A 23644-nucleotide genomic window follows, 5' to 3' on the forward strand; every position below is an offset into this window, starting at 1 on the left:
GGATGGAAGTTGTTCAAGACACTGGGGAATGTCTTATAAATTAGGGAGGAACAACTTCGATACATATACTATAAAAGATAGATGTGACCTTGGTGTGAACATAGAGTGAAGGGTATGAGAATTTGAGAAATGATACATATAAAATGATTGTTGCAAGAGTTATAGAGTAAGAATAAATAGAATAGAAAGTGTCTTGTCATAAAATGAAGTAAAGTTCGAGTATAAATAAAAGTTGAAATCTTTGAAAAAAAGGATTATGCTCAACTATATTATAAGAATATAAGGTTTATCCCACTATGTAAGGGCTCTTATAAGCCTTTAGTTACGAGGGGGAAAAGGGAGTTAGTGAATATGGAAGTAACAAAAAGACAAGGGCTGTATAATCGTTTTATACGATTAAATCCACCACAAATATTAGCATTAGGTTTTTTCTGCTTAATTGTGGTTGGCGGTTTGTTATTAAAGTTACCATTCGCAACGAAAGTACATATTAGTTGGGTAGATGCTTTCTTTACAGCAACGTCAGCAGCAACTGTAACGGGATTGGGAGTAGTAGATACTGCAAGTACGTTTACGATGTTTGGCGAGATTGTTATTATGTTTTTAATTCAAACAGGTGGTTTAGGTCTTATGACAATTGCCATTTTAATTGTTTGGGTATTGGGCAAAAAAATCGGATTACGCCATCGATTATTAATCGGAGAGGCATTTAATCAGACAAATATAGGTGGTCTTGTAAAATTAGTAAAACGTGTCTTTATATTTTCAATTTGTATTGAGCTTATTGGAGTCATCTTTTTATCGTTTCGCTTTATTCCAGAGTTTGGCTTTGGAAAAGGTGTATACTATAGTATTTTTCATGTTATTGCATCTTATAATAATGCTGGATTTGCTCTATGGCCGGATAATTTAACTAGGTATGTAGGAGATCCTATTATTAATATTGGGATTTGCTCTTTAATCGTAATAGGTGGTCTCGGTTTTACTGTATTAATTGATATATGGTATAGCCGTAGTTTTCGAAAACTATCGCTTCATTCCAAAATCATGATTGTTGGAACAGTAGCGCTAAATGTGATAGCGATGATTGTAATTTTTGTATTGGAATATAATAATGTGAAGACGTTAGGGAATTTACCTTTAAATGAAAAGTTATGGGCTTCTTTCTTCCAAGGTATTACTCCTCGTACTGCTGGATTTAATACAGTTGACTACGGGGGAATGGAAGAATCATCTATATTATTTACGATGGTTTTAATGTTTATTGGTGCAGGAAGTGTATCAACGGGTGGAGGAATTAAATTAACAACGTTTGTTATTTTAGTTACATCTGTCCTTTCTTTTTTTAGAAAAAAAGAGGAAATCATTTTATTTCAGCGCACAATTAAAATGTCGACAGTAACAAGAGCGTTAGCGATTGCTGTTGCCAGTCAAATACTTATTTTTGCAGCAGTATTTGTATTAATGCTTACAGAAGACTTTAGTTTTATTCAGTTACTATTTGAAACAATTTCAGCTTTTGGTACAGTAGGGTTAACGATGGGGATTACTGCGAAGTTATCAGCGTTTGGAAAATGTATTATTATGTTTGTTATGTTTTGCGGATTAATTGGGCCGTTAACACTTGTCTTTTCTTTAGCACGACCAGCAAAACAAAAAATTAAATATCCATCGGAAGATGTATTTACAGGATAAGGTATCCCGCATAAAGCGAGATACCTTTTTCTTTTTAAAAAAGGGAGAACAATAATCCGACAAGCGCTACTCGAAATAAAATTGCAATGAGTGCAGCAATTCCGCCGACAATTGCAGCGATACCACCAGTTACAGTAGCTCCGCGATTATAAGCGTAAATCCCTAGCAATACAGAAACAAGACCAAATAGTGTTGGGAAAGTGAAGAGTGATAAGATAGATAAAGCAAGAGCGATAAAGCCAGCAGTTGATCCAGCGGCGGACGATCTTACATCATCTTTATGATCCTTCTCATCGTAATCATAATCAATGCGCTGAGGCGCAACCTCAGCTGCATATTCTTCTTTATAGTCACTATAATCACTATCTATTCTATCTCTTTTTTTATACTCATCAAATTTCTCAGTCAAAGTCATGACTCCTTTCATAACAAGGTTCAATAGTAGTATGTTTCTCTTTTTCTTTTTTATCCCGCTTTAATGGGCAGTAAGCCCCCCACCTCAAAATTCAGCGAAAGCAAAGAAGTTAGGTGGAGAATCAACTGCCCATAAAAGTCCGATTGGTTCAACTAATAATCAGTGGGGATGAAGAAAACCCCCACTGATTAAAGTTTCACTTTATCCGAGTATGTACAGGGAGTAATATCCATTTAAAAGGTGGAAATTGTTTTTTTGAAATAGGAAAAGTTAGTATGACTTCCTCTATTTTGGAAAGTATAAAAAAGAATAAGAAGGAAAGGGTGCAATACATAATGGAACATCCAATTGAAAATTTAATGAAAACAGCAATGACAAATTTAAAAGAGATGGTAGATGTAAATACGATTGTTGGGAGTCCAGTTTCAACAGCTGACGGAAATGTAGTATTAACAGTATCTCAAGTGGCTTTTGGTTTTGGAGCTGGTGGAAGTGACTTTAAAGGTGATTTTATTTCCGAAAAACATAATAACGGACAAGGGCAGCATAAAGAGAATAAGCAAAGTCATCCGTTTGGAGGCGGAAGCGGGGCTGGGGTTTCCATTAGCCCAGTTGCTTTTTTAGTAGTTGGTTCTAACGGTGTGCAAGTATTGCACCTCAATAGTAGTACACATTTAATTGAGAAGGCTTTAAATACTGTACCAAGTACTGTAGATAAATTTGTAAATAATCGTCAAAAGTGAACTTGCATTTTTTAGGAATTATGATATATTAGAAAAAGTGCGCTTTAGGATGATCGGAATAATTGAACTGTAAATATATATGATGTGTGGAATAAGGGAGAGGAATTTATGATTAATATTAAAAACTTAGTAGTTGGCTTATGTATGTTAGTAAGCGGTTTTGTTGTATATGTAATAAAAGAAAAAGCTCCATTCTAAAACAGACAAACCGTTACTGTCTGTTTTTAATTTACAAAAAAATGTTGACAAATTATTGTATTGGTGTTAAAATTTTAATTCGTGTCTCGGTTACAGCTAGTGTAAAGTAAATAAATCTTATAAATATAATACGAAAAGTTTGCGAAAGATCGGGTAGTCTTACCAACAACTTTTGTGAACAAACCCTATAAATTATTATTGTAGGCTTTATAGGTATACTAGTGAATCAAGGAGCGGTCAGTGGAACCGTAATGATGAGAGAGAGGTAGGGCTTTCATCCAGTATATGTTACTTTCCCGTTAGGTGAATATAAAAAAGAGGACTCTTTTTCAAAAGGAGTCCTCTTTCTTTTTGTATATTACATTTAAGTGCGGCTCTCAACTTGCTGACAAATTTCATCTGTTGTTAAACCATGAGCTGTAATTACAGATCCCTTAATTGATGCATCTGCAATACCCATCATATTGGAATCTTGCCCAGTTACAACACAACAATCGCAACCTTGTGCATCATGTTCGGAGCCCAGGGTAACAACTTCATATCCCTGTTGCTTAAGAGCTTGTTGAACATCTGTTAATGAGTTTTCAACGCCAATTCTAGCCATAATTCTCACCTCCTACCATCTAATTGCTAGTATGCTCAAGTACATCGCATATATTTATGCAAAGAAGGTAGGAAGTATATCTTTATTCTGCTATTTGCGGATAGTTTGATTAAAGTATCTATTTAGTCGTTATATACACCAGTAAGCATTTGACTTACGAATTGATCGTTTAAAGTATCTTGGGCGGAAGAAGTATTTGAATGAATGTCGATTGAAGCAATAAAATTGTTATGTTCTTTATTATTTGGTTCTACCTCTACATAATTATCGAATTTACAAAAACCTTTCGTATCCATTAGATCAAATAGTTGAAGCATTTCTACTACCTCTTGTCTCGTTCCTTTAATTTGTACACACGCCATATTGATTTCCTCCTTCATTTTGACAAATTGTTTTTTAAAAATAGGATTATGATTGCGAGATGAAAAATATGAATGTTATTTTTAGACAGCGTTATTTTTATTATTTTCCCCCTTTTTCAGCAAAAGTCGTTGTATATTCCCGAATTTATAAAAACGGACGTCCGTTTATTGAATACAATAGATTCGTATCAATTGATGAAAATCCTTCTTTTAAACAAATATTTTTTTTAGTGGAATTTGGCGAAAAAAATTTTTTGACTTTTTGTAAACGTTAACAACGCTGTTAAATCAGTATAATCAAAGATGTATTTACGATTAAAAATTATAAATTTTCTAAAAATTCACTTGATTTATTTAGAAAGGAGAGTAAACTAGGAAACAATAAAAAATTCATAGAACATAGGAGGCGCTTTCCAGTGAACGAGCAATGGATTTTCTTAAATGGAGAATTTGTTCCAAAAGATGAGGCAAAAGTTTCTGTATATGATCATGGTTATTTATATGGCGATGGAGTATTTGAAGGGATTAGAGTTTATAGCGGTAATGTTTTCCGTTTGAGAGAGCATCTTGTCCGGTTATATGAATCAGCAAAATCCATCATGTTAGAAATTCCATATTCTTTAGATGAAGTAACGAATATTGTTGTTGAGACGATTCGACAAAATAAATTATCTAATGGATACATTCGCTTAGTTGTATCGAGAGGTGCAGGGAATCTTGGATTAGATCCTGATTCTTGTAAGAAACCGAATGTAGTCGTAATTGCAGAGCAACTATCTTTATTCCCGCAAGAATATTATGAAAAAGGGATTCCGGTTGTAACAGTTGCAACGCGCCGAAACCGTCCAGATGTTTTGTCACCTCAAGTAAAATCTTTAAATTACTTAAACAATATTTTAGTTCGTATTGAAGCGAAATTAGCTGGAGTACAAGAAGCGCTTATGTTAAATGATCAAGGATACGTAGCTGAAGGATCAGGAGATAACGTATTTATTGTAAAAGGAAATAAATTAATTACACCACCAAGTTCTGCTGGAGCGTTAGAAGGTATTACACGAAACGCTATTTTAGAAATCGGTGAAAAACTTGGATATGACGTAAGAGAAGAGTTATTTACAAGACACGATGTATATGTAGCTGATGAAGTATTTTTAACAGGAACAGCTGCTGAAGTAATTGCTGTTACGACAGTAGATGGTAGAACGATTGGTTTAGGGCAAACAGGCCCACATACGAATCGTTTATTAGAAGAGTTCCGAAAGTTAGTTATAGAAGATGGAGAGAAGATTTACGAGGAAAATAAAGTTGGATAACAACTTTTTATAACATAAGAAAGCGTTGAGAGGGAGGAGTAGTTGATTGTGAAGCCTCACAGAGAGTCGGTGGTTGCTGAAAACCGATGGTTCACGTCGACGAACATCGCCCTTGAGTGCTAAGCTGAAGCATTTGTCTAGGCTTAGACGGTAGCTCCGTTATTAGCTAGACTCATTTATGGGTCACTGAGGCAAGAGTATTCTTGCGAAGAAGGGTGGTACCGCGAAATCTTTCGTCCCTTCAGCACATAGCTGGAGTGTGGACGTAGGATTTTTTTTATTGATAAAAGTTTTTAAAAAGGGGGCTTATAAGAACAATGTCTTCAAAAACGGAAGAGCAACTGGCAACTGGTGCACAGTTATTGTTAGAAGCGCTAGAAAAGGAAGGAGTAGAAGTGATTTTCGGTTATCCTGGTGGTGCTGTTTTACCTCTTTATGATGCACTCTATGATTGTGAAATTCCACATATTTTAGCGAGGCATGAGCAAGGTGCTATTCACGCTGCGGAAGGGTATGCCAGAATTACTGGCAATCCAGGGGTTGTCATTGCAACGAGTGGGCCAGGCGCTACAAATGTTATTACGGGTCTAGCAGATGCGATGATTGATTCACTACCACTTGTTGTATTTACGGGGCAAGTAGCAACAACGTTAATTGGAAGTGATGCTTTCCAAGAAGCGGATATTATGGGGCTTACGATGCCGGTGACAAAACATAACTATCAAGTGCGAAAAGCTTCAGATTTACCTCGAATTATTAAAGAAGCATTTCATATTGCTAGAACAGGAAGACCAGGCCCAGTCGTTATTGACCTTCCGAAAGATATGGTAGTAGAGCAAGGCGAACGATGTAGTGATGTGCAAATGGATTTACCAGGATACAACCCTAATTATGAACCGAATCTACTCCAAATAAACAAATTATTACAAGCAATTAGGGTTGCAAACAAGCCATTAATTTTAGCTGGAGCAGGTGTATTGCATGCGAAAGCTTCGAAAGAATTAACAAGTTTTGCTCGTAAATATGAAATTCCTGTTGTGCATACATTACTTGGTCTTGGTGGGTTTCCGCCAGATGATGAACTATTTCTAGGGATGGGAGGAATGCATGGTTCTTACACAGCTAATATGGCGTTATACGAATGCGACTTACTCATTAATATAGGTGCGAGATTCGATGATCGTCTTACTGGAAATTTAGCTTATTTTGCTAAAGGGGCGACTGTTGCGCATATCGATATTGATCCAGCAGAAATCGGAAAAAATGTGCCGACTGAAATTCCTATTGTTGCAAGTGCTAAGCGAGCGTTGGAAGTATTACTTCAACCAGAAGGAAGGAAAGAAAATCATCATGAGTGGATCTCTTTATTAAAGAATAGAAAAGAAAAGTATCCATTATCTTATAAACGAAATTCTGAAAGTATTAAGCCTCAATATGCAATTGATATGTTATATGAAATTACGAAAGGCGAAGCGATTGTAACAACAGATGTGGGGCAACATCAAATGTGGGCAGCCCAATATTATCCGCTGAAAACTCCAGATAAATGGGTAACTTCAGGAGGACTAGGAACGATGGGATTCGGATTTCCTGCAGCAATTGGTGCACAAATTGCAAAGCCTGAGGAACTAGTTATTGCAATTGTCGGTGACGCTGGATTTCAAATGACTCTGCAAGAATTAAGTGTGTTAAAAGAACACTCTTTACCTGTTAAAGTATTTATTTTAAATAATGAAGCTTTAGGAATGGTAAGACAATGGCAAGATGAATTTTATAACCAAAGATATTCACACTCTTTACTGTCGTGTCAACCAGACTTCGTCGCTCTTGCGAATGCGTATGGCATAAAAGGAGTTCGCATAGATGATCCACTTCTTGCAAAGAAGCAAATACAGCATGCGATTGAATTACAAGAACCAGTCGTAATCGATTGCCGTGTACTTCAATCAGAAAAGGTAATGCCGATGGTTGCGCCAGGGAAAGGTGTTCACCAAATGGAGGGAGTGGAAAAAAGGTGAAGAGAATTGTTACAGCGACAGTTCGAAATCAAAGTGGTGTGTTAAACCGAATTACAGGTGTTATGACACGAAGACATTTTAATATTGAAAGTATTTCAGTAGGCCATACAGAATCATCGGACATATCACGGATGACGATTGTTGTACACGTTGAAAATGAACAGCAAGTTGAACAGTTAATTAAACAACTTCATAAGCAAATTGATGTTCTGAAAGTATCAGATATTACAGAAGAAGCGATGATCGCAAGAGAACTTGCACTTATTAAAGTCGCAACATCAGTAGCAAGAGCAGAATTATATAGTTTAATTGAACCGTTTCGAGCCGCTGTAATAGATGTTGGGAAGGATTCCATAGTTGTGCAAGTAACCGGTACGCAGGAGAAAGTAGAAGCATTAATTGAATTACTTCGTCCATACGGTTTGAAAGAAATTGCTAGAACAGGTGTAACAGCATTTACGCGTAGTATGAAAAAACAAGATAAGCAAGTTATGTTAATTCAATAATCATTTAAATATAGGGGGAAATGAAAATGGCAAAGGTTTATTATGAGAAAGATGTAACGGTAAATGTATTAAAAGAAAAGAAAGTAGCAATCATCGGGTATGGCTCGCAAGGTCATGCGCATGCGCAAAACTTACGTGATAACGGATTTGATGTAGTAGTAGGTTTAAGAAAAGGGAAGTCTTGGGATAAAGCGAAAGAAGATGGATTTTCTGTATATACAGTAGCAGAAGCGGCGGAGCAGGCTGATTTAGTAATGATTTTACTACCGGATGAATTGCAGCCAGAAGTATATGAAGCGGAAATTGCACCAAATTTACAGGCAGGAAATTCTCTCGTTTTTGCACACGGATTTAATGTTCACTTTGATCAAGTGAAACCACCAGCGAATGTAGATGTATTTCTAGTAGCACCAAAAGGTCCAGGACATCTTGTGCGCCGTACGTTTGCTGAAGGTGGAGCTGTTCCTGCATTATTTGCAGTATACCAAGATGCAACAGGAGTTGCGACTGAAAAGGCACTTTCTTATGCTGATGGAATTGGAGCGACGAGAGCTGGTGTATTAGAAACGACATTTAAAGAAGAAACAGAAACAGATTTATTTGGAGAGCAAGCTGTACTTTGTGGCGGAGTAACTGCGCTAGTAAAAGCTGGATTTGAAACGTTAGTTGATGCCGGTTATCAACCGGAACTTGCATATTTTGAATGTTTACATGAACTAAAACTAATCGTTGACCTTATGTATGAAGGCGGACTTGAAAATATGAGATATTCAGTTTCAGATACAGCGCAGTGGGGCGACTTCGTATCAGGTCCACGCGTTGTAACGGAAGATACGAAGAAAGCGATGGGCGCAGTGCTAGCAGAAATTCAAGATGGTACATTTGCAAGAGGCTGGATTGCAGAGCATAAAGAAGGAAAACCAAATTTTCATGCGACAAATGAGAAAGAGAATGAACATGAAATCGAAGTAGTTGGACGTAAATTACGTGAAATGATGCCTTTCGTACAGCCAAGAGTAAAGGCAGGGGTCAAATAATATGAAGCAGATTTTGTTCATGGATACGACGCTACGTGATGGCGAACAATCACCAGGAGTGAATTTAAATGAACAAGAGAAATTGCAAATTGCAAGGCAATTAGAGAGACTAGGTATTCATGTCATGGAAGCTGGCTTTGCGGCAGCTTCCGAAGGGGATTTTCAATCGGTAAAACGCATCGCAAATACCATTCAAAATGCTACAGTTATGAGTTTAGCTAGAGCGAAAGAAAGTGATATTCAAAGAGCATATGAAGCTGTGAAAGGTGCGGTATCTCCTCGTTTACACGTATTTTTAGCTACGAGTGATATTCATATGAAATATAAACTTTGTATGTCAAAGGAAGATGTATTAGATAGTATTCATCGCTCGGTTACACTTGGGAAATCGTTATTTCCGACAGTACAATTTTCTGCAGAAGATGCGACAAGAACAGCAAGAGATTTTTTAGCTGAAGCAGTAGAAGTTGCGATTCGTGCAGGAGCAAATGTAATTAATATTCCAGATACAGTTGGATATACGAATCCAGAAGAATATTATTCTCTTTTTAAATACTTACAAGAATCCGTTCCTTCATATGAAAAAGCAATTTTCTCTTGTCATTGTCACGATGATCTTGGGATGGCTGTAGCAAATTCATTAGCTGCGGTTGAAGGCGGAGCATTGCAAGTAGAAGGAACAATTAATGGAATTGGAGAAAGAGCGGGGAATGCGGCGTTAGAAGAGGTCGCAGTTGCTCTTCATATTAGAAAAGATTTCTATAAGGCGGAGTCTTCTATGACGCTAAAAGAAATTAAAGCGACGAGTACATTAGTAAGCAGATTAACAGGTATGGTTGTACCGAAAAATAAAGCAATCGTTGGAGCGAATGCTTTTGCTCATGAATCAGGAATTCATCAAGATGGTGTATTAAAAGAAGTGACAACGTATGAGATTATTGAACCAGAGCTAGTAGGCGAATCTCAAAATTTATTTGTGCTTGGAAAACATTCTGGACGTCACGCGTTTACAGAAAAAATGAAAGAGCTTGGTTATGAATTTACAAAGGAAGAACGAGATGCGGTGTTTGAAGCGTTTAAAAAATTAGCTGATCGTAAGAAGGAAATTACGGAGGAAGATTTACGTGCACTTATGCTTGGGGAAGCAGCATTTGCGGCTCAGCAATATAACATTACGCAACTACAAGTACATTTCGTATCAAATAGTACACAATGCGCGACAGTTGTGCTAAAAGACGAAGAAGGAAATGTATACGAAGATGCAGCCACTGGTTCTGGTAGTATTGAAGCGATTTATAATGCAATCCAAAGAATTTTAGGATTAGAATGTGAATTGGCGGATTATCGCATACAATCTATTACACAAGGTCAAGATGCACTGGCTCATGTTCATGTTGAATTAAAAGAAGGAACACATCAAGTATCAGGTTTTGGTGTTGCACAAGACGTATTGGAAGCGTCGGCGAGAGCATATGTCCATGCAGCAGGGAAATTGAAATCTTTTATCCAGCTTGTGAAATAAGTGTTTGATAGGTGAGGGGAGCTTTCCTCACCTATCAAATTAAAGTTCTGAAAATTCAGTTAAAAGGAGTGTTAAAATTGGAAAAACGTATCGTTTGTTTAGCTGGTGATGGTGTTGGCCCGGAAGTTATGGAAAGTGCGAAGGAAGTATTGCATATGGTAGAGAGGTTATATGGGCATCATTTTCATTTGCAAGATGAGTATTTTGGCGGGAGTGCTATCGATTTAAATGGGCAACCATTACCGCAACGAACGCTTGCCGCCTGTTTAACAAGTGATGCGGTTTTACTAGGAGCAGTTGGTGGACCAAGGTGGGATAGCGCGAAAGAAAGACCAGAGAAAGGATTATTAGCTCTAAGAAAAGGACTCGGTGTATTTGCAAATGTTCGCCCTGTAACGGTAGAAAGCGCAACAGCACATTTATCGCCATTAAAAAAGGCTGATGAAATTGATTTCGTTGTCGTTCGTGAATTAACAGGCGGAATTTATTTTTCTTATCCGAAAGAACGAACGGACGAAGTAGCAACAGATACACTGACGTATCATCGTCATGAAATTGAACGTATCGTTTCTTATGCCTTTCAATTAGCGAGTAAGCGGAAGAAAAAAGTAACATCGATCGATAAGGCGAATGTTTTAGAATCTAGTAAGCTATGGAGAACTGTGGCAGAAGAAGTAGCACTTCGTTACCTAGACGTTGAACTAGAACATATTTTAGTAGATGCAGCGGCTATGGAGTTAATTCGGAATCCAGGACGGTTTGATGTAATTGTAACGGAAAATTTATTTGGGGATATTTTGAGTGACGAGGCTTCCGTATTAGCTGGATCATTAGGAATGCTTCCATCAGCAAGTCACGCGGAAAAGGGGCCTTCATTATACGAGCCTATTCACGGATCAGCGCCGGATATTGCCGGGAAAAATAAGGCGAATCCAATTGCCATGATGCGCTCTGTTGCCATGATGCTCGGGCAATCGTTCGGATTAACGAGAGAAGGGTGTGCAATTGAAGAAGCAATTTCAGCAGTCCTTAAATTAGGAAAATGTACAGCAGATATCGGGGGAACTGAAACGACAACTTCATTTACGAAGGCAGTTATACAAGAGATGGAAGAGCAAGCGCTAGTAGGGAGAGGGAGATAATGGGAAAAAGGCTGTTAGATAAACTTTGGGAAAGACACGTAGTTACGACAAACGAAAATGGATTAGATTTATTATATATCGATCTTCATCTTGTTCATGAAGTAACATCACCGCAAGCCTTTGAAGGCTTGCGGCTTACAAACCGAACAGTCCGTAGACCGGATTTAACATTCGCGACGATGGATCACAATATTCCAACGAAAGATGTTTGGAATATTACCGATCGAATTGCGAAGCAGCAACTAGATACACTCCGGGAAAATTGTAAACAATTTCAGGTGCCGTTAGCGGATATTGGGGATGAAGAGCAAGGGATTGTTCATGTTATCGGACCAGAACTTGGACTTACGCAGCCAGGAAAAACAATTGTTTGTGGTGATAGTCATACAGCAACACATGGTGCGTTTGGCGCGCTAGCATTTGGCATTGGTACGAGTGAAGTGGAGCATGTATTGGCGACGCAAACGTTATGGCAACGTAAACCGAAAGCGATGGGCATTGAGCTAAAAGGGAAATTACAGAAAGGTGTGTACGCAAAAGATATTATTTTGCATCTCCTTTCAAAGTACGGTGTAGCAGTTGGAACTGGATACGTAATGGAATTTTACGGAGAGACAATTGGAGCTATGGAGATGGAAGAGAGAATGACGCTTTGTAATATGGCAATTGAAGGAGGAGCCAAGGCTGGTATTATAGCACCAGATGAAAAAACAGTTGCTTATGTAAAAGGACGTCAATATGCACCGAAAGATTATGAAACATTCGAGAAGAAATGGTCTGAACTTTATACAGATTCAGATGCAATTTATGATTTGCATATTTCAATAGATGTGACGGATTTAGCACCGTACGTTACGTGGGGAACAAACCCGAGTATGGGTGTTCGTATTGATGAAAAATTGCCAGAAAAGCAGGATGAAAATGACGAAAGAGCATTTTCTTATATGGGATTAAGCCCTGGACAAAGTACATATGACATTCCGGTTCAGCATGTTTTCATTGGATCTTGTACAAATTCTAGGCTCTCTGATTTAGAAATTGCTGCATCTGTTGTGAAAGGGAAAAAGGTAAAAGAAGGTGTGCGAGCACTCGTTGTGCCTGGATCGAAAAGAGTAAGAGAAGCTGCGATGCAAAAAGGACTACATCACATATTTGAAGAAGCTGGATTTGAATGGAGAGAACCTGGATGTTCCATGTGTCTTGGAATGAATCCAGATCAAGTACCTGAGGGAGAACATTGTGCTTCAACTTCAAATCGTAATTTTGAAGGAAGACAAGGAAAAGGAGCACGAACACATTTAGTTAGCCCAGCAATGGCGGCAGCAGCTGCGTTATATGGTCATTTTGTTGATACTAGAAAGGAGAGTTATGATGGAGCCATTTCATATTCATAAAGGTACTGCCGCAGTACTGATGAATGATAACATTGATACAGATCAAATTATTCCAAAGCAATACTTAAAGAGAATTGAAAGGTCGGGATTTGGAAAATATTTATTTGATGAGTGGCGATATGATAATGAGCGACATGAAAACCCTAATTTCCCACTTAATGCACAAGACAGAAAAGGAGCAAGTATATTAATTACAGGTAATAATTTTGGATGTGGTTCTTCCAGAGAACATGCACCTTGGGCACTTGCTGATTATGGTTTCCGCGTTATTATCGCCGGAGGGTTTGCAGATATTTTTTATATGAATTGTATGAAGAATGGTATGTTGCCAATTGTAATGGATAAAGAAATGCGAGAAAAACTTGCCAAAACGGATGCGAGAGAACAAATAGAAGTAGATTTAGAGAATGAAGTAATTACAACGAGTACGTACAGGTTTCATTTTACAATCGAGAAAATGTGGAAAGAGAAATTATTGAATGGTCTAGACGAAATTAGTATTACGATGCAATATCAACAGGAAATTGTAGAGTATGAAAGGAAAGTAGCTTTATATTAAGGAATGACGGAATGTTCAAAATGTATTTACATTCAGAATTAAGTATTATATACTATGTAAAAATCAGAGGAGAAAGGGAGTAAGTATTATGAATATCGTGCAATCTATTAAAATGCTTACACAACTACATCATCATACATAAAGCCCTTGAACCTAGCGTGAAAACGTGTAGGCACAAGGGTTATTCCCGTTGTACCTACACTCTACTAAAGAGCCTTGTAGGTATTTTGTCTACAAGGCTCTTTTTATTTTCGGTTTAGGTGAATGAAATAGGCATACATTAGAAAGGGAAAGGTGTGAGCATTTAGATGACAAAATGGAAACGAGCAAACCCAAATGGAACGAGAGACTATTTATTTGAAGAATGTACGCTAATTGAAGAAGTGGAGCAAAAATTAAGACGTACTTTTTTAGAGAGAGGTTATGAGGAAATAAGGACACCTACAATTGAATTTTATGATGTTTTTGCCTTTCAAAATAGACCGATAGATGAAGAAAAGATGTATAAATTTTTTGATGAAAAGGGACGGATTATCGTCTTGCGTCCAGATATGACAATTCCTTTAGCGAGAGTGATGGGAACGCAGAGGTGGGATACGCCGCTTAAATTGACGTATGGCGGGAATGTATTTCGAGCGAATGAGTCCCTTACCGGAAAATATAATGAAATTGTGCAAAGTGGGATTGAAATTATCGGGATTGATAATGTAAGAGCTGAAATTGAATGTGTAATAAGCGTTATTCAATCACTTCAAAAGGTGAAGGTGCAATCTTTTACAATAGAGATTGGGCAGGTACAGTTATATAAATGTATTGTCAAAAAGCTCTCCATTCATGAGGAAGAAGAGAGAGTACTTAGGACATACATTGAAAGTAAAAATTATGCTGCTCTATCAAATTTTATTAGAGAAAAGAAATTAGATCGATGTGATGAAACAGTAAGATTACTTGAGAAATTACCAAGGCTATTTGGGAGTTTAGAAGTGATTGAGGAAGCAGAAAAACTCGCCTCAAGTAATGAAATGAAAATGGCGATTGCAAGAGTGAAAGAAATATATGAAGCAATTGAAAAACTAGGCTATGGATCTTACATATCAATTGATTTAGGTATGATCCAACATTTAGATTACTATACGGGAGTTATTTTCAAAGGGTATATATATGAAATTGGAGAAGAAATTGTTAGTGGCGGAAGATATGATGAGTTAATTGGAAATTTTGGAGAAATACTACCGGCTGTTGGACTCGCGGTGCAAGTCAATCAAATTGTGAAGGCGCTGCAAGAGCAGCAAGAACCATATGAACGAAAGAGAATAGATATTATCATTCATTATGAGTTAAATAGATTAGCAGAAGCGGAAAGATTACGAAATTTACTTCAAAAGGACGGGAAAAAAGTAGAGCTATCTTTATTCTCTAATGTAAACGACACCTTTCAATTTGCAAGAAAAAATCAAATAGTAACAGTCGTTGAGGCAAAGAATGAATCATTGGTGGAATATGTATGGAAAGAGAAATGGGTAGTCCAGAAAGAAGGAGAAACCTCATGCGTAACATTCAAATTGCGTTAACGAAAGGAAGATTAGAGAAGCGTGTGATTCCACTCTTTGAGCAGATTGGAATTGATTGTTCAGAGCTCAAAAATAAAGGACGAAAGCTTGTCTTTCAAAGTAAAAATACAGATATCTCATTTATTTTAGTGAAAGCAGTAGATGTTGCTACTTATGTAGAACATGGAGTAGCTGATATTGGGGTCGTTGGAAAAGATATTTTAATGGAAAACGAGAAAGATATTTATGAAATGTTGGATTTAGGAGTAGGCGTATGTAAGTTTTGTGTAGCTTCTATTCCTACTTATAACCCAAAGAGTTACCGGAAGAAACGTATTGCAACGAAATATCCCCATATTACTTCTAACTATTTCCATGATAGAGGAGAGGATGTAGAAATTATTAAAATAGAAGGTTCTGTAGAAATCGCTCCTATTCTTGGATTAGCGGATGCAATTGTTGATATTGTTGAAACGGGAAAAACATTACAAGAAAATGGACTCATTGTATTTGAGGAAATGTGTTCTATATCTGCTCGAATGATTGTAAATAAGGCTGCATTAAAAACTAAAAAAGACGAAATATTCAGTATTATAAATATGATGGAGCAAGAAATTTTGTCAGGAAAATAGGGGGACTTGTAATGGAGATAGTTTGTGAAGATTTTCAAAAGGCATTATCGAAAATAAAATTGCTACGAGAAAACGCTAATATAATAGAAGAAACTGTTCAAAGAAGTGTAAGGGAGATCGTTCAAAATGTAAGGGAGAATAGGGATGAGGCCTTATCTTTTTATACAAACAAGTTTGATGGTGTGGAGATGGATGAGTTTCGTGTAAGTGAAGACGAAATAAAACGAGCGAGTATATTTGTAGAAAATTTATTTTTAGAAGCGTTACAAGAGGCGAAGAAAAACATTATTTCGTATCACGAAAAGCAAAAAAGGCAATCTATATTCGATTGCGAGAGTAAAGGCATCATTAGGGGACAAATCATTCGGCCGTTAGAAAATGTAGGAGTATATGTGCCAGGGGGAACTGCTTCGTATCCTTCTTCAGTATTAATGAATGTATTGCCAGCAAAACTCGCAGGTGTGAAAAAGATTGTAATGGTAACACCGCCGAGAGAAGGAGGTGTTGACCCCTATATTTTAGTTGCAGCAAGTCTTGCAGGGGTAGATGAAATTTATACAATAGGTGGTGCGCAAGCAATTGCAGCTTTAGCATACGGGACGGAATCGATTCCGAAAGTAGATAAAATAGTTGGACCAGGAAATTTGTATGTCGCTCTAGCGAAACGAGAAGTATACGGAATAGTAAATATCGATATGATTGCTGGACCGTCAGAAATTGTAGTTATTGCTGATGAAACCGGTAATGCAAAATATATCGCTGCTGATTTATTATCACAAGCAGAACATGACGAGAGAGCAACGGCAATTTGTATTACAACGAATATAGAGTTAGCAAAAGAAGTGGAAAAAGAGATAGATAGACAGTTAGAAACATTACCAAGAAGCGAAATTGCACGTGAATCGATAAATAGAAATGGAGCCATTTGTATCGTTCCTTCTTTAGATGAGGCACTCCAATTATCGAATGAAATTGCTCCAGAACATTTAGAGTTACATATAAAAGAACCGATGAATGCTCTAGCTTATGTGAAACATGCAGGATCTATCTTTCTTGGACCATACGCACCGGAACCGCTCGGTGATTATTTAGCAGGACCGAATCATGTGTTACCGACAAGTGGAACGGCAAGGTTTTTCTCACCGTTATCAGTCGATGATTTCGTGAAAAAATCAAGCTTTCTGTCTTATACGGAGGAAGCGTTAAGAGATGTACAGCATCATATTGTAGAACTTGCCAATAAAGAAGGGTTACATGCGCATGCGAGAGCAATTCAAATAAGATTTGAGGAGGAAGAATAATGCGTGAGTCTAGTCAAATACGTGAGACGACAGAAACAAAAATAAAGTTAAGTTTGCAGCTTGATGAAGGAAAGGATGTTTCTGTACAAACGGGAGTAGGATTTTTTGATCATATGCTAACTTTATTTGCAAAGCATGGAAGATTCGGCTTGCAAGTGGAGGCGGAAGGCGATGTATTCGTTGATGCGCATCATACAGTTGAAGATGTTGGAATTGTACTCGGGAATTGTTTGAAAGAAGCATTGCAAAATAAAGAGGCGATTAACCGTTATGGCTCTGCGTATGTACCAATGGATGAATCTTTAGGTTTTGTCGCAATTGATATAAGCGGACGCTCGTATATTGTATTTCAAGGAGAATTAACGAATCCGAAGCTAGGGGATTTTGATACAGAACTAACAGAAGAATTTTTTAGAGCAGTTGCGCATGCTGCAAATATTACGTTACATGCTCGCATTTTATACGGAAGCAATACACATCACAAAGTTGAAGCATTATTTAAAGCATTTGGTCGAGCACTTAGGGAAGCGGTTGATAAAAATGCTAACATTACTGGTGTAAATTCAACGAAAGGGATGTTGTAATTGATTGCTATTATAGATTATGGAATGGGAAATATTCGTAGTGTAGAACAGGCATTAAAATATATTGGAGCAGCGTACATCGTAACGAGGGATAAAGAAGAGATTTTTAGAAGTGATGGAGTGATTTTACCAGGAGTAGGTGCATTTCCGAAAGCGATGGATGTATTGGAAGAAACAGATTTAGCGCGTGTATTAAAAGAAGTCGGGCGTTCAGGAAAACCGCTTCTAGGCATTTGTTTAGGAATGCAGCTTTTATTTGAAAAAAGTGAGGAACTACAAGACTGTAACGGATTGAGCTTATTACCAGGTGTTATTCGAAAGCTAAAAGTCCCTTATAAAATTCCACATATGGGATGGAATGAGCTAAAGAAAGAGGGAGAAATAGCGCTTTGGAATGGAGTAGAGGACGGTTCTTTCGTATATTATGTCCACTCTTATTACGCAGATTGTCCAAATGAAATTGTGTATGGAATAAGTGAATATGGGGTGAAAGTACCTGGTTTTGTAGCAAAAGGAAATATATACGGCGCACAGTTTCATCCTGAAAAAAGTGGTGACATTGGGATGCAAATGTTGAAAAATTTCAAAGGGGTGGTAGAAGCATGGAAATCTTCCCAGCTATCGATGTAAAAGAGGGGCGATGCGTTAGGCTTTATCAAGGAGAGTTTAGTAAAGAAACAGTAATGAATGAAGATCCGGTTGCGCAAGCGATTATATTCGAAAAATTGGGAGCAAAAACACTACACATTGTTGATTTAGATGGTGCAGTTGCTGGCGAGTCAGTAAATTTGCTCGTTATTGAAAGAATTTGCAAGGCAGTACGTATTCCTGTGCAAGTTGGAGGCGGAATTCGATCACTTATCGCGGTAGAGAGGTTATTGTCAGTAGGTGTAGATAAAGTGATTTTAGGAACAGCTGCTCTTTATGATAAGGCATTTTTAGAAGAAGCAGTTCTTCTATATAAAGAAAAAATCATTGTTGGCATTGATGCGAAAAATGGTTTCGTAGCAACGAGAGGCTGGCTTGATGTGTCTGAAATTTCTTATATTGATTTAGCAAAGCAAATGGAGAATGTAGGTGTTCAAACGATTGTGTTTACAGACATTTCGAAAGACGGGACACTTGCAGGGCCGAATATAGAGCAATTGGGGTTACTACAAAAAAACGTTGCTATTCGTCTTATTGCTTCTGGAGGAGTGGCATCTATTCAAGATGTGAAAAAGTTAAATGATATGAATATATACGGCGTCATAATTGGTAAGGCTCTTTACGAGAAAACGATTGATTTAGAAGAAGTGTTAGAGGTAACAAAGTTATGTTAGCGAAACGTATTATTCCATGTCTAGATGTAAAAGAAGGGCGAGTTGTAAAGGGGGTAAATTTTATAGGGTTACAAGACGTCGGTGATCCTGTTGAAATAGCTGCTTTATATAATGATGCGGGAGCAGATGAAATTGTATTTTTAGATATTACGGCAACGCATGAAGGGCGAAAAACGATTATAGATGTTGTAGAAAAAACAGCTTCGAAAGTATTTATTCCTCTTACAGTTGGCGGGGGGATTTCAAATGTTAAAGATATGTACAATTTACTAAGAGCTGGAGCAGATAAAGTTTCAATCAACTCAGCGGCAGTGCGAAATCCAAAGCTAATCGAAGAAGGAGTAGAACACTTTGGCTCACAATGTATTGTCGTAGCAATTGATGCTAGAAAAATAGCAGAAGATAAGTGGAATGTATATGTGAACGGCGGAAGAATTAATACCGGTATGGATGCAATCGAGTGGGCAAAGTGCGTTACCGAGCTAGGCGCAGGCGAAATTTTATTAACGAGTATGGATGCAGATGGAACGAAAAACGGATATGACCTTCGTTTAACAGAAGAAATTTCAAAAAGTGTTTCCGTACCAGTCATTGCGTCAGGCGGATGTGGTCATGCTGATCACATTATAGAAGTTTTTCAAAAGACAACAGTTGATGCAGCACTTGCGGCATCAATCTTTCATTATGGTGAGGCGACAGTGCAGGATGTAAAGAGAAAATTAAGAAATGCAAATGTTGAGGTGCGGTTATGAAACCTAACTTTTCAAAAGGATTACTACCGGCAGTTGTCATTGAAGAGGATACGAAAGAAGTTTTAATGCTAGCTTATATGAATGAAGAAGCGTATGAAAAGACGCTAGAAACGAAAAAAACGTGGTTTTATTCCCGTTCGAGACAATCGTTATGGAATAAGGGAGAAACATCTGGAAACGTCCAATATGTTCAATCCTTGTATTTAGACTGTGATCAAGATTCAATCGTTGTTGTCGTAAAGCAAGTTGGGCCTGCTTGCCATACGGGAGAAAAAACGTGTTTTCACTACAAAATTATATAGGGGGATACATATGGAAAATGTTTTTAAGTTGCTGTATGAAACAATTGAAGAACGAAAGGAAAATCCACTTCCTGAATCATATACAAATTATTTATTTTCAAAAGGAGAAGATAAAATTTTAAAGAAAATTGGTGAGGAGTGTACTGAAGTAATCATTGCTTCTAAAAATAACGATAAAGAAGAACTAGTAAAAGAAATGGTCGATGTATTGTATCACTGTTTTGTTCTATTGGCTGAAAAAAATATTGCACTGGAAGATGTCACGCGAGAAGTGAAAGAAAGAAATGGAAAGCTTTCGAGAGTAGGAGATCGAAAAGAAATAGATACATTATAAGGGGGAATACATATGAAAGTGGATTATCACCTTCATTTAGAAGAAGGACCTTATTCAATAGGGTGGCTTGCTAAAATAAATGAGGCTCTGGAATATTATGAGCCGCTTCAAGAAGAAAGGCATTCTATCGATTGGCTTATGAAAACACAAGAACGCCTGCAAAGACGTGTGAAGGAAGGGCCGTTTACAGCAAAGTGGATTGATTTATATTTAGAAGAAGCGTTGCGAAAAGGTATAAAAGAAGTTGGCATTGTGGATCATTTCTATCGTTTTCATGAGGCGAAAGGATATTATGAAAAATATGTAGATATTAGTGATTCAAAGCTTGGTCTTTTACAGAAGGAATGGTTAGACCAAGTAAGAGTAGTTTCACTATATGATTTTACAAAGGCAATTGAAGAGGCGAAAGAACGATGGAGTAAACGGGGGGTAACACTAAAACTTGGAATTGAAGCGGATTATTTTATTGGTGGTGAACAAGAATTACAATCTTTACTGGCATTAGGAGACTTTGATTATGTAATTGGTTCTGTTCATTTTTTAAATGGATGGGGATTTGATAATCCAGATACGAAAGAATATTTTAAGGAACATGACTTATATGCTTTATATGATACGTTTTTCAAAACGGTTGAGTGTGCAGTTCGCTCTGAGTTATTTGATATTATAGCTCATCTTGATAACATAAAAGTATTTAATTATCGGTTAGATGAGAATGAGCAACTTTCGTATTATCAGGAAATTGCGCGTGCATTAGTAGAAACAAATACGGCAACGGAAATAAATGCGGGATTGTACTATCGCTATCCTGTGCACGAAATGTGTCCGAGTCCGCTATATTTACAAGTATTAGCTAAGCATGGCGTTCCGATTACTCTCTCCTCAGACGCTCATTATCCGCATGATTTAGGAAAATATGTGGAAGAGAATATAAAGACGTTACGTAATCATGATATAGCTCACTTAGCTACATTTACGAAACGAGTCAGAACGATGAGATTACTGGAAGAAGAAGTATCAATTTCAAAATGATCACGATTTTTTGATGAAAACTCTCCTTTTAGTTCAAAATAAGAAGGAATAAAAAGGAGGGTAAGAAATGGCGAAACAACAAAATAAACAAAATGTACAAGGTGTACAGCAACAAGCTTATACTTCTGAAACGAATGCTGCATCTCAATCAGTTATTGAGGAGCAAATTAGCGATACAGTTGCAGAAGGAACAATTGATGTGAAGCTCGGAAAAGAATCGCAGGAAAAAGCGTAAGAAGAGGGGGGAGTTGCATCTCCTCTTTTTTCATGGAAAAGTGTCGATTTTCAAAACTATAATCAAATTCCTTGGTTTTTATATGTGGATTTCTTACAATGAAATATAAGAGATATCTTATTTTCTATAGAAGAGGTGTTAGTAGTGGCGAAAATATTAATAGCAGGAAAAATTCCACCAATCGGATTAGAACTATTAAAGGATCATGATGTAGAAATGTACGATAAAGAGGCTTTAATTTCTTTAGATGAATTAACAGAGCGTGCAAAAGATAAAGATGCATTGTTAAGCCTACTTTCTACAAAGGTGACAAAAGAAGTGATTGATGCGGCACCTAATTTGAAGATTGTTGCAAACTACGGTGCTGGTTACGATAATATTGATTACTCGTATGCCGGAGAAAAAGGGATTGCGGTAACGAATACACCGAAAGTATCAACTGAAGCGACAGCAGAATTAACATTTGCACTTCTTTTAGCAGCTGCACGTAGAATTCCGGAAGGCGATACGCTATGTCGTACAACTGGATTTAACGGATGGGCACCATTATTTTTCTTAGGCCGTGAAGTACATGGTAAAACAATTGGAGTTATTGGCCTTGGAGAAATCGGAAAGGCAGTTGCAAAGCGTGCGAAAGCGTTTGGAATGAAGGTTTTATATACAGGACCAAATCGAAAACCTGAAGCTGAAAGTGAACTAGAAGCAACACATGTAACATTGGAAGAATTATTACAAACAGCAGACTTTATCACGATTAACTGTGCGTATAATCCAAAATTGCATCATATGATTGATGAAGAACAGTTTAAAATGATGAAGAAAACAGCGTATATTGTAAATGCTTCACGTGGACCGATTATGCATGAAGCGGCACTTGCTCATGCATTAAAAACGAATGAAATTGAAGGGGCAGCTCTTGACGTATTTGAATTTGAACCGAAAATTACTGAAGAGCTAAAAGGATTAAAGAATGTAGTACTTGCTCCTCACGTAGGAAATGCAACATTCGAAACGCGTGATGCGATGGCTGAAATGGCAGTAAGAAATATTTTAGCCGTATTAAACGGTGAAGAGCCTGTAACACCTGTAAATCAAAAGGTATTAGTTACAAAATAAAGTGCAGCTTTGATGAGAGCGGGCATCCCACTCTCATTATTCCCCTACACCAATCGGGCTTTTGCGGCATAAAAAGAAACCTTCCGGAGTCGGAAGGTTTTTCTTATTTTTCTTTATTTGCTCTTTTAGATGGTCTTTGTCTAAGAAATTGAGATAGCATATACAAAATATATAGTGGAATAGCAATGAATAAGAAAACAGAAAAATTACCGAACCCTGTTTGGTACATTGTGATAATGATTCCAACTAAAAATAGTGTAATAATGATGCTATATCGTGGAATTGGTACATCTTTTAAACTTGGGATACGAATGCGGCTCACCATTAAAAATGCGAACGTTACAAATACTGTAATAAGAACGATTTTTGGAATGGTATGTGAAAATAATGTTAAGAAAGCAACAAGCCCTCCCGCTGCTGTAATCGGTACCCCAGTGAAATATTTCATTGAAGTAGAAGATGGTGTTACATTAAATCGTGCTAAACGGTATGCCCCGAAAAGAGGGAATAGTCCCGCTATGTATAGTCCGATGATCCCATAATTGGAGAAAGATGTGTAATACATGAGAACAGCAGGTGCTGCACCAAATGTTACGACATCCGCCAGCGAATCAAGCTCTTTTCCCATTTGAGAATCAACACGTAGTAAACGAGCAACACGTCCATCAAGACTATCTAACATCATCCCGATAAGTACTAAAATAGCAGCTGATTTATAATATCCTAAAGATGCATAGCCGATTGACAAGAATCCGCTATATAAATTTCCGAGCGTAAATAAGTTTGGAATAGCTGCTCTATACAAAATCTGATCCCTTGCTTTCTGTAATAAATTCTTAATTAGTGTATGAAATTTTACTTATTTTATCATACCATAAATTTCTTCCTCATACGAAAAAAATTCCCAATTTGTGAAAGATTTCATGGAAGAATGATTTGAAAAATAAGTAAAAAAAAGAAGCAACTTTTATAAAGT

The 23644-nt window shown here is 37.2% G+C and carries 28 protein-coding genes and 1 other annotated feature; of the genes, 24 read left to right on the forward strand and 4 right to left on the reverse strand.

The genetic code is table 11. The annotated features are described in order from the left end of the window. Positions 1-351: 351 nt before the first annotated feature. Positions 352-1695 (forward strand): TrkH family potassium uptake protein, encoded by a 1344-nt coding sequence (locus KVT31_RS12265; RefSeq protein WP_088095739.1) that lies wholly within the window; start codon positions 352-354, stop codon positions 1693-1695. 34 nt (positions 1696-1729) lie between these two features. Here the strand turns inward: KVT31_RS12265 and KVT31_RS12270 are convergent, their stop codons facing one another. Further along, a complete protein-coding gene (locus tag KVT31_RS12270; protein ID WP_073517663.1) occupies positions 1730-2122 on the reverse strand; it encodes an imidazole glycerol phosphate synthase in 393 nt (130 codons plus the stop codon). Positions 2123-2385: 263 nt separating this feature from the next. Here KVT31_RS12270 and ytfJ point away from each other — a divergent pair, with 263 nt between their 5' ends. Further along, positions 2386-2853, forward strand: coding sequence for a GerW family sporulation protein (gene ytfJ / locus KVT31_RS12275; protein ID WP_088095687.1), 468 nt, complete (start codon positions 2386-2388; stop codon positions 2851-2853). Positions 2854-2961: 108 nt separating this feature from the next. Next, positions 2962-3051 carry a hypothetical protein gene (locus KVT31_RS12280; protein WP_000608225.1) on the forward strand — a complete coding sequence of 30 codons (90 nt, stop codon included), beginning with the start codon at positions 2962-2964 and terminating at the stop codon, positions 3049-3051. 364 nt (positions 3052-3415) lie between these two features. On the opposite strand, the gene KVT31_RS12285 is transcribed toward KVT31_RS12280, so the two are convergent. Continuing rightward, the gene (locus KVT31_RS12285) at positions 3416-3655 is read right to left on the reverse strand and encodes a YkuS family protein (RefSeq protein WP_140392392.1); all 240 of its coding nucleotides are present in this window, start codon (positions 3653-3655) and stop codon (positions 3416-3418) included. Between the two features lie 122 nt (positions 3656-3777). Continuing rightward, positions 3778-4017 (reverse strand): DUF3911 family protein, encoded by a 240-nt coding sequence (locus tag KVT31_RS12290; RefSeq protein WP_000752504.1) that lies wholly within the window; start codon positions 4015-4017, stop codon positions 3778-3780. Between the two features lie 59 nt (positions 4018-4076). Between KVT31_RS12290 and KVT31_RS30705 the strand changes: the two genes are divergently transcribed. The 21 genes from KVT31_RS30705 (at position 4077) to KVT31_RS12390 (ending at position 22668) form a co-directional block, all read left to right on the forward strand. Next, the gene (locus KVT31_RS30705; RefSeq protein ID WP_140392393.1) at positions 4077-4292 is read left to right on the forward strand and encodes a hypothetical protein; all 216 of its coding nucleotides are present in this window, start codon (positions 4077-4079) and stop codon (positions 4290-4292) included. Positions 4293-4433: 141 nt separating this feature from the next. Continuing rightward, complete coding sequence (ilvE, locus tag KVT31_RS12295) at positions 4434-5330, forward strand: branched-chain-amino-acid transaminase (protein ID WP_001005497.1); 897 nt, start codon at positions 4434-4436, stop codon at positions 5328-5330. 16 nt (positions 5331-5346) lie between these two features. Beyond that, positions 5347-5574 (forward strand) — a binding site (T-box leader). A 73-nt stretch (positions 5575-5647) separates the two neighbouring features. Beyond that, positions 5648-7348, forward strand: coding sequence for an acetolactate synthase large subunit (gene ilvB / locus KVT31_RS12300; protein WP_088095689.1), 1701 nt, complete (start codon positions 5648-5650; stop codon positions 7346-7348). Further along, entirely contained in the window at positions 7345-7854 is a 510-nt protein-coding gene (ilvN, locus tag KVT31_RS12305) for an acetolactate synthase small subunit (RefSeq protein ID WP_000822948.1), read from the forward strand. The genes ilvB and ilvN overlap by 4 nt, the downstream gene beginning before the upstream one ends. 26 nt (positions 7855-7880) lie before the next feature. Further along, positions 7881-8891, forward strand: a complete 1011-nt coding sequence (ilvC, locus tag KVT31_RS12310; RefSeq protein ID WP_088095690.1) for a ketol-acid reductoisomerase — start codon at positions 7881-7883, stop codon at positions 8889-8891. Between the two features lies 1 nt (position 8892). Next, positions 8893-10413, forward strand: a complete 1521-nt coding sequence (leuA, locus tag KVT31_RS12315) for a 2-isopropylmalate synthase (protein WP_088095691.1) — start codon at positions 8893-8895, stop codon at positions 10411-10413. Positions 10414-10490: 77 nt separating this feature from the next. Further along, a complete protein-coding gene (gene leuB, locus KVT31_RS12320; RefSeq protein ID WP_088095692.1) occupies positions 10491-11555 on the forward strand; it encodes a 3-isopropylmalate dehydrogenase in 1065 nt (354 codons plus the stop codon). Beyond that, the gene (gene leuC / locus KVT31_RS12325; RefSeq protein ID WP_088095693.1) at positions 11555-12949 is read left to right on the forward strand and encodes a 3-isopropylmalate dehydratase large subunit; all 1395 of its coding nucleotides are present in this window, start codon (positions 11555-11557) and stop codon (positions 12947-12949) included. The genes leuB and leuC overlap by 1 nt, the downstream gene beginning before the upstream one ends. Continuing rightward, the gene (gene leuD, locus KVT31_RS12330) at positions 12927-13508 is read left to right on the forward strand and encodes a 3-isopropylmalate dehydratase small subunit (RefSeq protein WP_088095694.1); all 582 of its coding nucleotides are present in this window, start codon (positions 12927-12929) and stop codon (positions 13506-13508) included. The genes leuC and leuD overlap by 23 nt, the downstream gene beginning before the upstream one ends. Positions 13509-13816: 308 nt before the next feature. Beyond that, positions 13817-15079 carry an ATP phosphoribosyltransferase regulatory subunit gene (gene hisZ, locus KVT31_RS12335; RefSeq protein ID WP_088095695.1) on the forward strand — a complete coding sequence of 421 codons (1263 nt, stop codon included), beginning with the start codon at positions 13817-13819 and terminating at the stop codon, positions 15077-15079. After that, positions 15055-15690 carry an ATP phosphoribosyltransferase gene (gene hisG, locus KVT31_RS12340; protein ID WP_088095696.1) on the forward strand — a complete coding sequence of 212 codons (636 nt, stop codon included), beginning with the start codon at positions 15055-15057 and terminating at the stop codon, positions 15688-15690. The genes hisZ and hisG overlap by 25 nt, the downstream gene beginning before the upstream one ends. An 11-nt stretch (positions 15691-15701) precedes the next feature. Beyond that, positions 15702-16991: a histidinol dehydrogenase gene (gene hisD, locus KVT31_RS12345; RefSeq protein WP_088095697.1), complete on the forward strand. Its 1290-nt coding sequence runs from the start codon at positions 15702-15704 to the stop codon at positions 16989-16991. Continuing rightward, entirely contained in the window at positions 16991-17575 is a 585-nt protein-coding gene (gene hisB / locus KVT31_RS12350; protein WP_088095698.1) for an imidazoleglycerol-phosphate dehydratase HisB, read from the forward strand. Before hisD ends, hisB begins: the two co-directional genes overlap by 1 nt. Beyond that, positions 17576-18205 (forward strand): imidazole glycerol phosphate synthase subunit HisH, encoded by a 630-nt coding sequence (gene hisH / locus KVT31_RS12355; protein ID WP_088095699.1) that lies wholly within the window; start codon positions 17576-17578, stop codon positions 18203-18205. Beyond that, positions 18178-18897: a 1-(5-phosphoribosyl)-5-[(5-phosphoribosylamino)methylideneamino]imidazole-4-carboxamide isomerase gene (hisA, locus tag KVT31_RS12360; RefSeq protein WP_088095700.1), complete on the forward strand. Its 720-nt coding sequence runs from the start codon at positions 18178-18180 to the stop codon at positions 18895-18897. Before hisH ends, hisA begins: the two co-directional genes overlap by 28 nt. Next, positions 18891-19649, forward strand: coding sequence for an imidazoleglycerol phosphate synthase cyclase subunit (gene hisF / locus KVT31_RS12365; RefSeq protein ID WP_088095701.1), 759 nt, complete (start codon positions 18891-18893; stop codon positions 19647-19649). The genes hisA and hisF overlap by 7 nt, the downstream gene beginning before the upstream one ends. Then, the gene (hisI, locus tag KVT31_RS12370) at positions 19646-19951 is read left to right on the forward strand and encodes a phosphoribosyl-AMP cyclohydrolase (RefSeq protein ID WP_088095702.1); all 306 of its coding nucleotides are present in this window, start codon (positions 19646-19648) and stop codon (positions 19949-19951) included. Before hisF ends, hisI begins: the two co-directional genes overlap by 4 nt. Positions 19952-19961: 10 nt before the next feature. Beyond that, positions 19962-20285 carry a phosphoribosyl-ATP diphosphatase gene (hisE, locus tag KVT31_RS12375; RefSeq protein WP_088095703.1) on the forward strand — a complete coding sequence of 108 codons (324 nt, stop codon included), beginning with the start codon at positions 19962-19964 and terminating at the stop codon, positions 20283-20285. Positions 20286-20297: 12 nt separating this feature from the next. Then, positions 20298-21317, forward strand: coding sequence for a histidinol phosphate phosphatase domain-containing protein (locus KVT31_RS12380; RefSeq protein WP_088095704.1), 1020 nt, complete (start codon positions 20298-20300; stop codon positions 21315-21317). A 67-nt stretch (positions 21318-21384) separates the two neighbouring features. Next, positions 21385-21552 carry a YozQ family protein gene (locus KVT31_RS12385; RefSeq protein WP_088095705.1) on the forward strand — a complete coding sequence of 56 codons (168 nt, stop codon included), beginning with the start codon at positions 21385-21387 and terminating at the stop codon, positions 21550-21552. 144 nt (positions 21553-21696) lie between these two features. Further along, the gene (locus KVT31_RS12390) at positions 21697-22668 is read left to right on the forward strand and encodes a 2-hydroxyacid dehydrogenase family protein (RefSeq protein WP_088095706.1); all 972 of its coding nucleotides are present in this window, start codon (positions 21697-21699) and stop codon (positions 22666-22668) included. 103 nt (positions 22669-22771) lie between these two features. Here KVT31_RS12390 and pssA read toward each other — a convergent pair whose 3' ends face one another. Next, complete coding sequence (gene pssA, locus KVT31_RS12395) at positions 22772-23473, reverse strand: CDP-diacylglycerol--serine O-phosphatidyltransferase (RefSeq protein WP_000285422.1); 702 nt, start codon at positions 23471-23473, stop codon at positions 22772-22774. Positions 23474-23644 lie beyond the last annotated feature (171 nt).

The sequence above is a fragment of the Bacillus sp. GbtcB14 genome (assembly GCF_019091205.1).
GTDB classification, from domain to species: Bacteria; Bacillota; Bacilli; order Bacillales; family Bacillaceae_G; genus Bacillus_A; species Bacillus_A cereus_AG.

Coding starts and splice junctions, on each gene's coding strand:
- KVT31_RS12265 (WP_088095739.1), top strand. CDS start 352: ATGGAAGTAACAAAAAGACAAGGGCTGTATAATCGTTTTATACGATTA.
- KVT31_RS12270 (WP_073517663.1), bottom strand. CDS start 2,122: ATGAAAGGAGTCATGACTTTGACTGAGAAATTTGATGAGTATAAAAAA.
- ytfJ (WP_088095687.1), top strand. CDS start 2,386: ATGACTTCCTCTATTTTGGAAAGTATAAAAAAGAATAAGAAGGAAAGG.
- KVT31_RS12280 (WP_000608225.1), top strand. CDS start 2,962: ATGATTAATATTAAAAACTTAGTAGTTGGCTTATGTATGTTAGTAAGC.
- KVT31_RS12285 (WP_140392392.1), bottom strand. CDS start 3,655: ATGGCTAGAATTGGCGTTGAAAACTCATTAACAGATGTTCAACAAGCT.
- KVT31_RS12290 (WP_000752504.1), bottom strand. CDS start 4,017: ATGGCGTGTGTACAAATTAAAGGAACGAGACAAGAGGTAGTAGAAATG.
- KVT31_RS30705 (WP_140392393.1), top strand. CDS start 4,077: ATGAAAAATATGAATGTTATTTTTAGACAGCGTTATTTTTATTATTTT.
- ilvB (WP_088095689.1), top strand. CDS start 5,648: ATGTCTTCAAAAACGGAAGAGCAACTGGCAACTGGTGCACAGTTATTG.
- ilvC (WP_088095690.1), top strand. CDS start 7,881: ATGGCAAAGGTTTATTATGAGAAAGATGTAACGGTAAATGTATTAAAA.
- leuA (WP_088095691.1), top strand. CDS start 8,893: ATGAAGCAGATTTTGTTCATGGATACGACGCTACGTGATGGCGAACAA.
- leuC (WP_088095693.1), top strand. CDS start 11,555: ATGGGAAAAAGGCTGTTAGATAAACTTTGGGAAAGACACGTAGTTACG.
- leuD (WP_088095694.1), top strand. CDS start 12,927: ATGGAGCCATTTCATATTCATAAAGGTACTGCCGCAGTACTGATGAAT.
- hisZ (WP_088095695.1), top strand. CDS start 13,817: ATGACAAAATGGAAACGAGCAAACCCAAATGGAACGAGAGACTATTTA.
- hisG (WP_088095696.1), top strand. CDS start 15,055: ATGCGTAACATTCAAATTGCGTTAACGAAAGGAAGATTAGAGAAGCGT.
- hisD (WP_088095697.1), top strand. CDS start 15,702: ATGGAGATAGTTTGTGAAGATTTTCAAAAGGCATTATCGAAAATAAAA.
- hisB (WP_088095698.1), top strand. CDS start 16,991: ATGCGTGAGTCTAGTCAAATACGTGAGACGACAGAAACAAAAATAAAG.
- hisA (WP_088095700.1), top strand. CDS start 18,178: ATGGAAATCTTCCCAGCTATCGATGTAAAAGAGGGGCGATGCGTTAGG.
- hisF (WP_088095701.1), top strand. CDS start 18,891: ATGTTAGCGAAACGTATTATTCCATGTCTAGATGTAAAAGAAGGGCGA.
- hisI (WP_088095702.1), top strand. CDS start 19,646: ATGAAACCTAACTTTTCAAAAGGATTACTACCGGCAGTTGTCATTGAA.
- hisE (WP_088095703.1), top strand. CDS start 19,962: ATGGAAAATGTTTTTAAGTTGCTGTATGAAACAATTGAAGAACGAAAG.
- KVT31_RS12380 (WP_088095704.1), top strand. CDS start 20,298: ATGAAAGTGGATTATCACCTTCATTTAGAAGAAGGACCTTATTCAATA.
- KVT31_RS12385 (WP_088095705.1), top strand. CDS start 21,385: ATGGCGAAACAACAAAATAAACAAAATGTACAAGGTGTACAGCAACAA.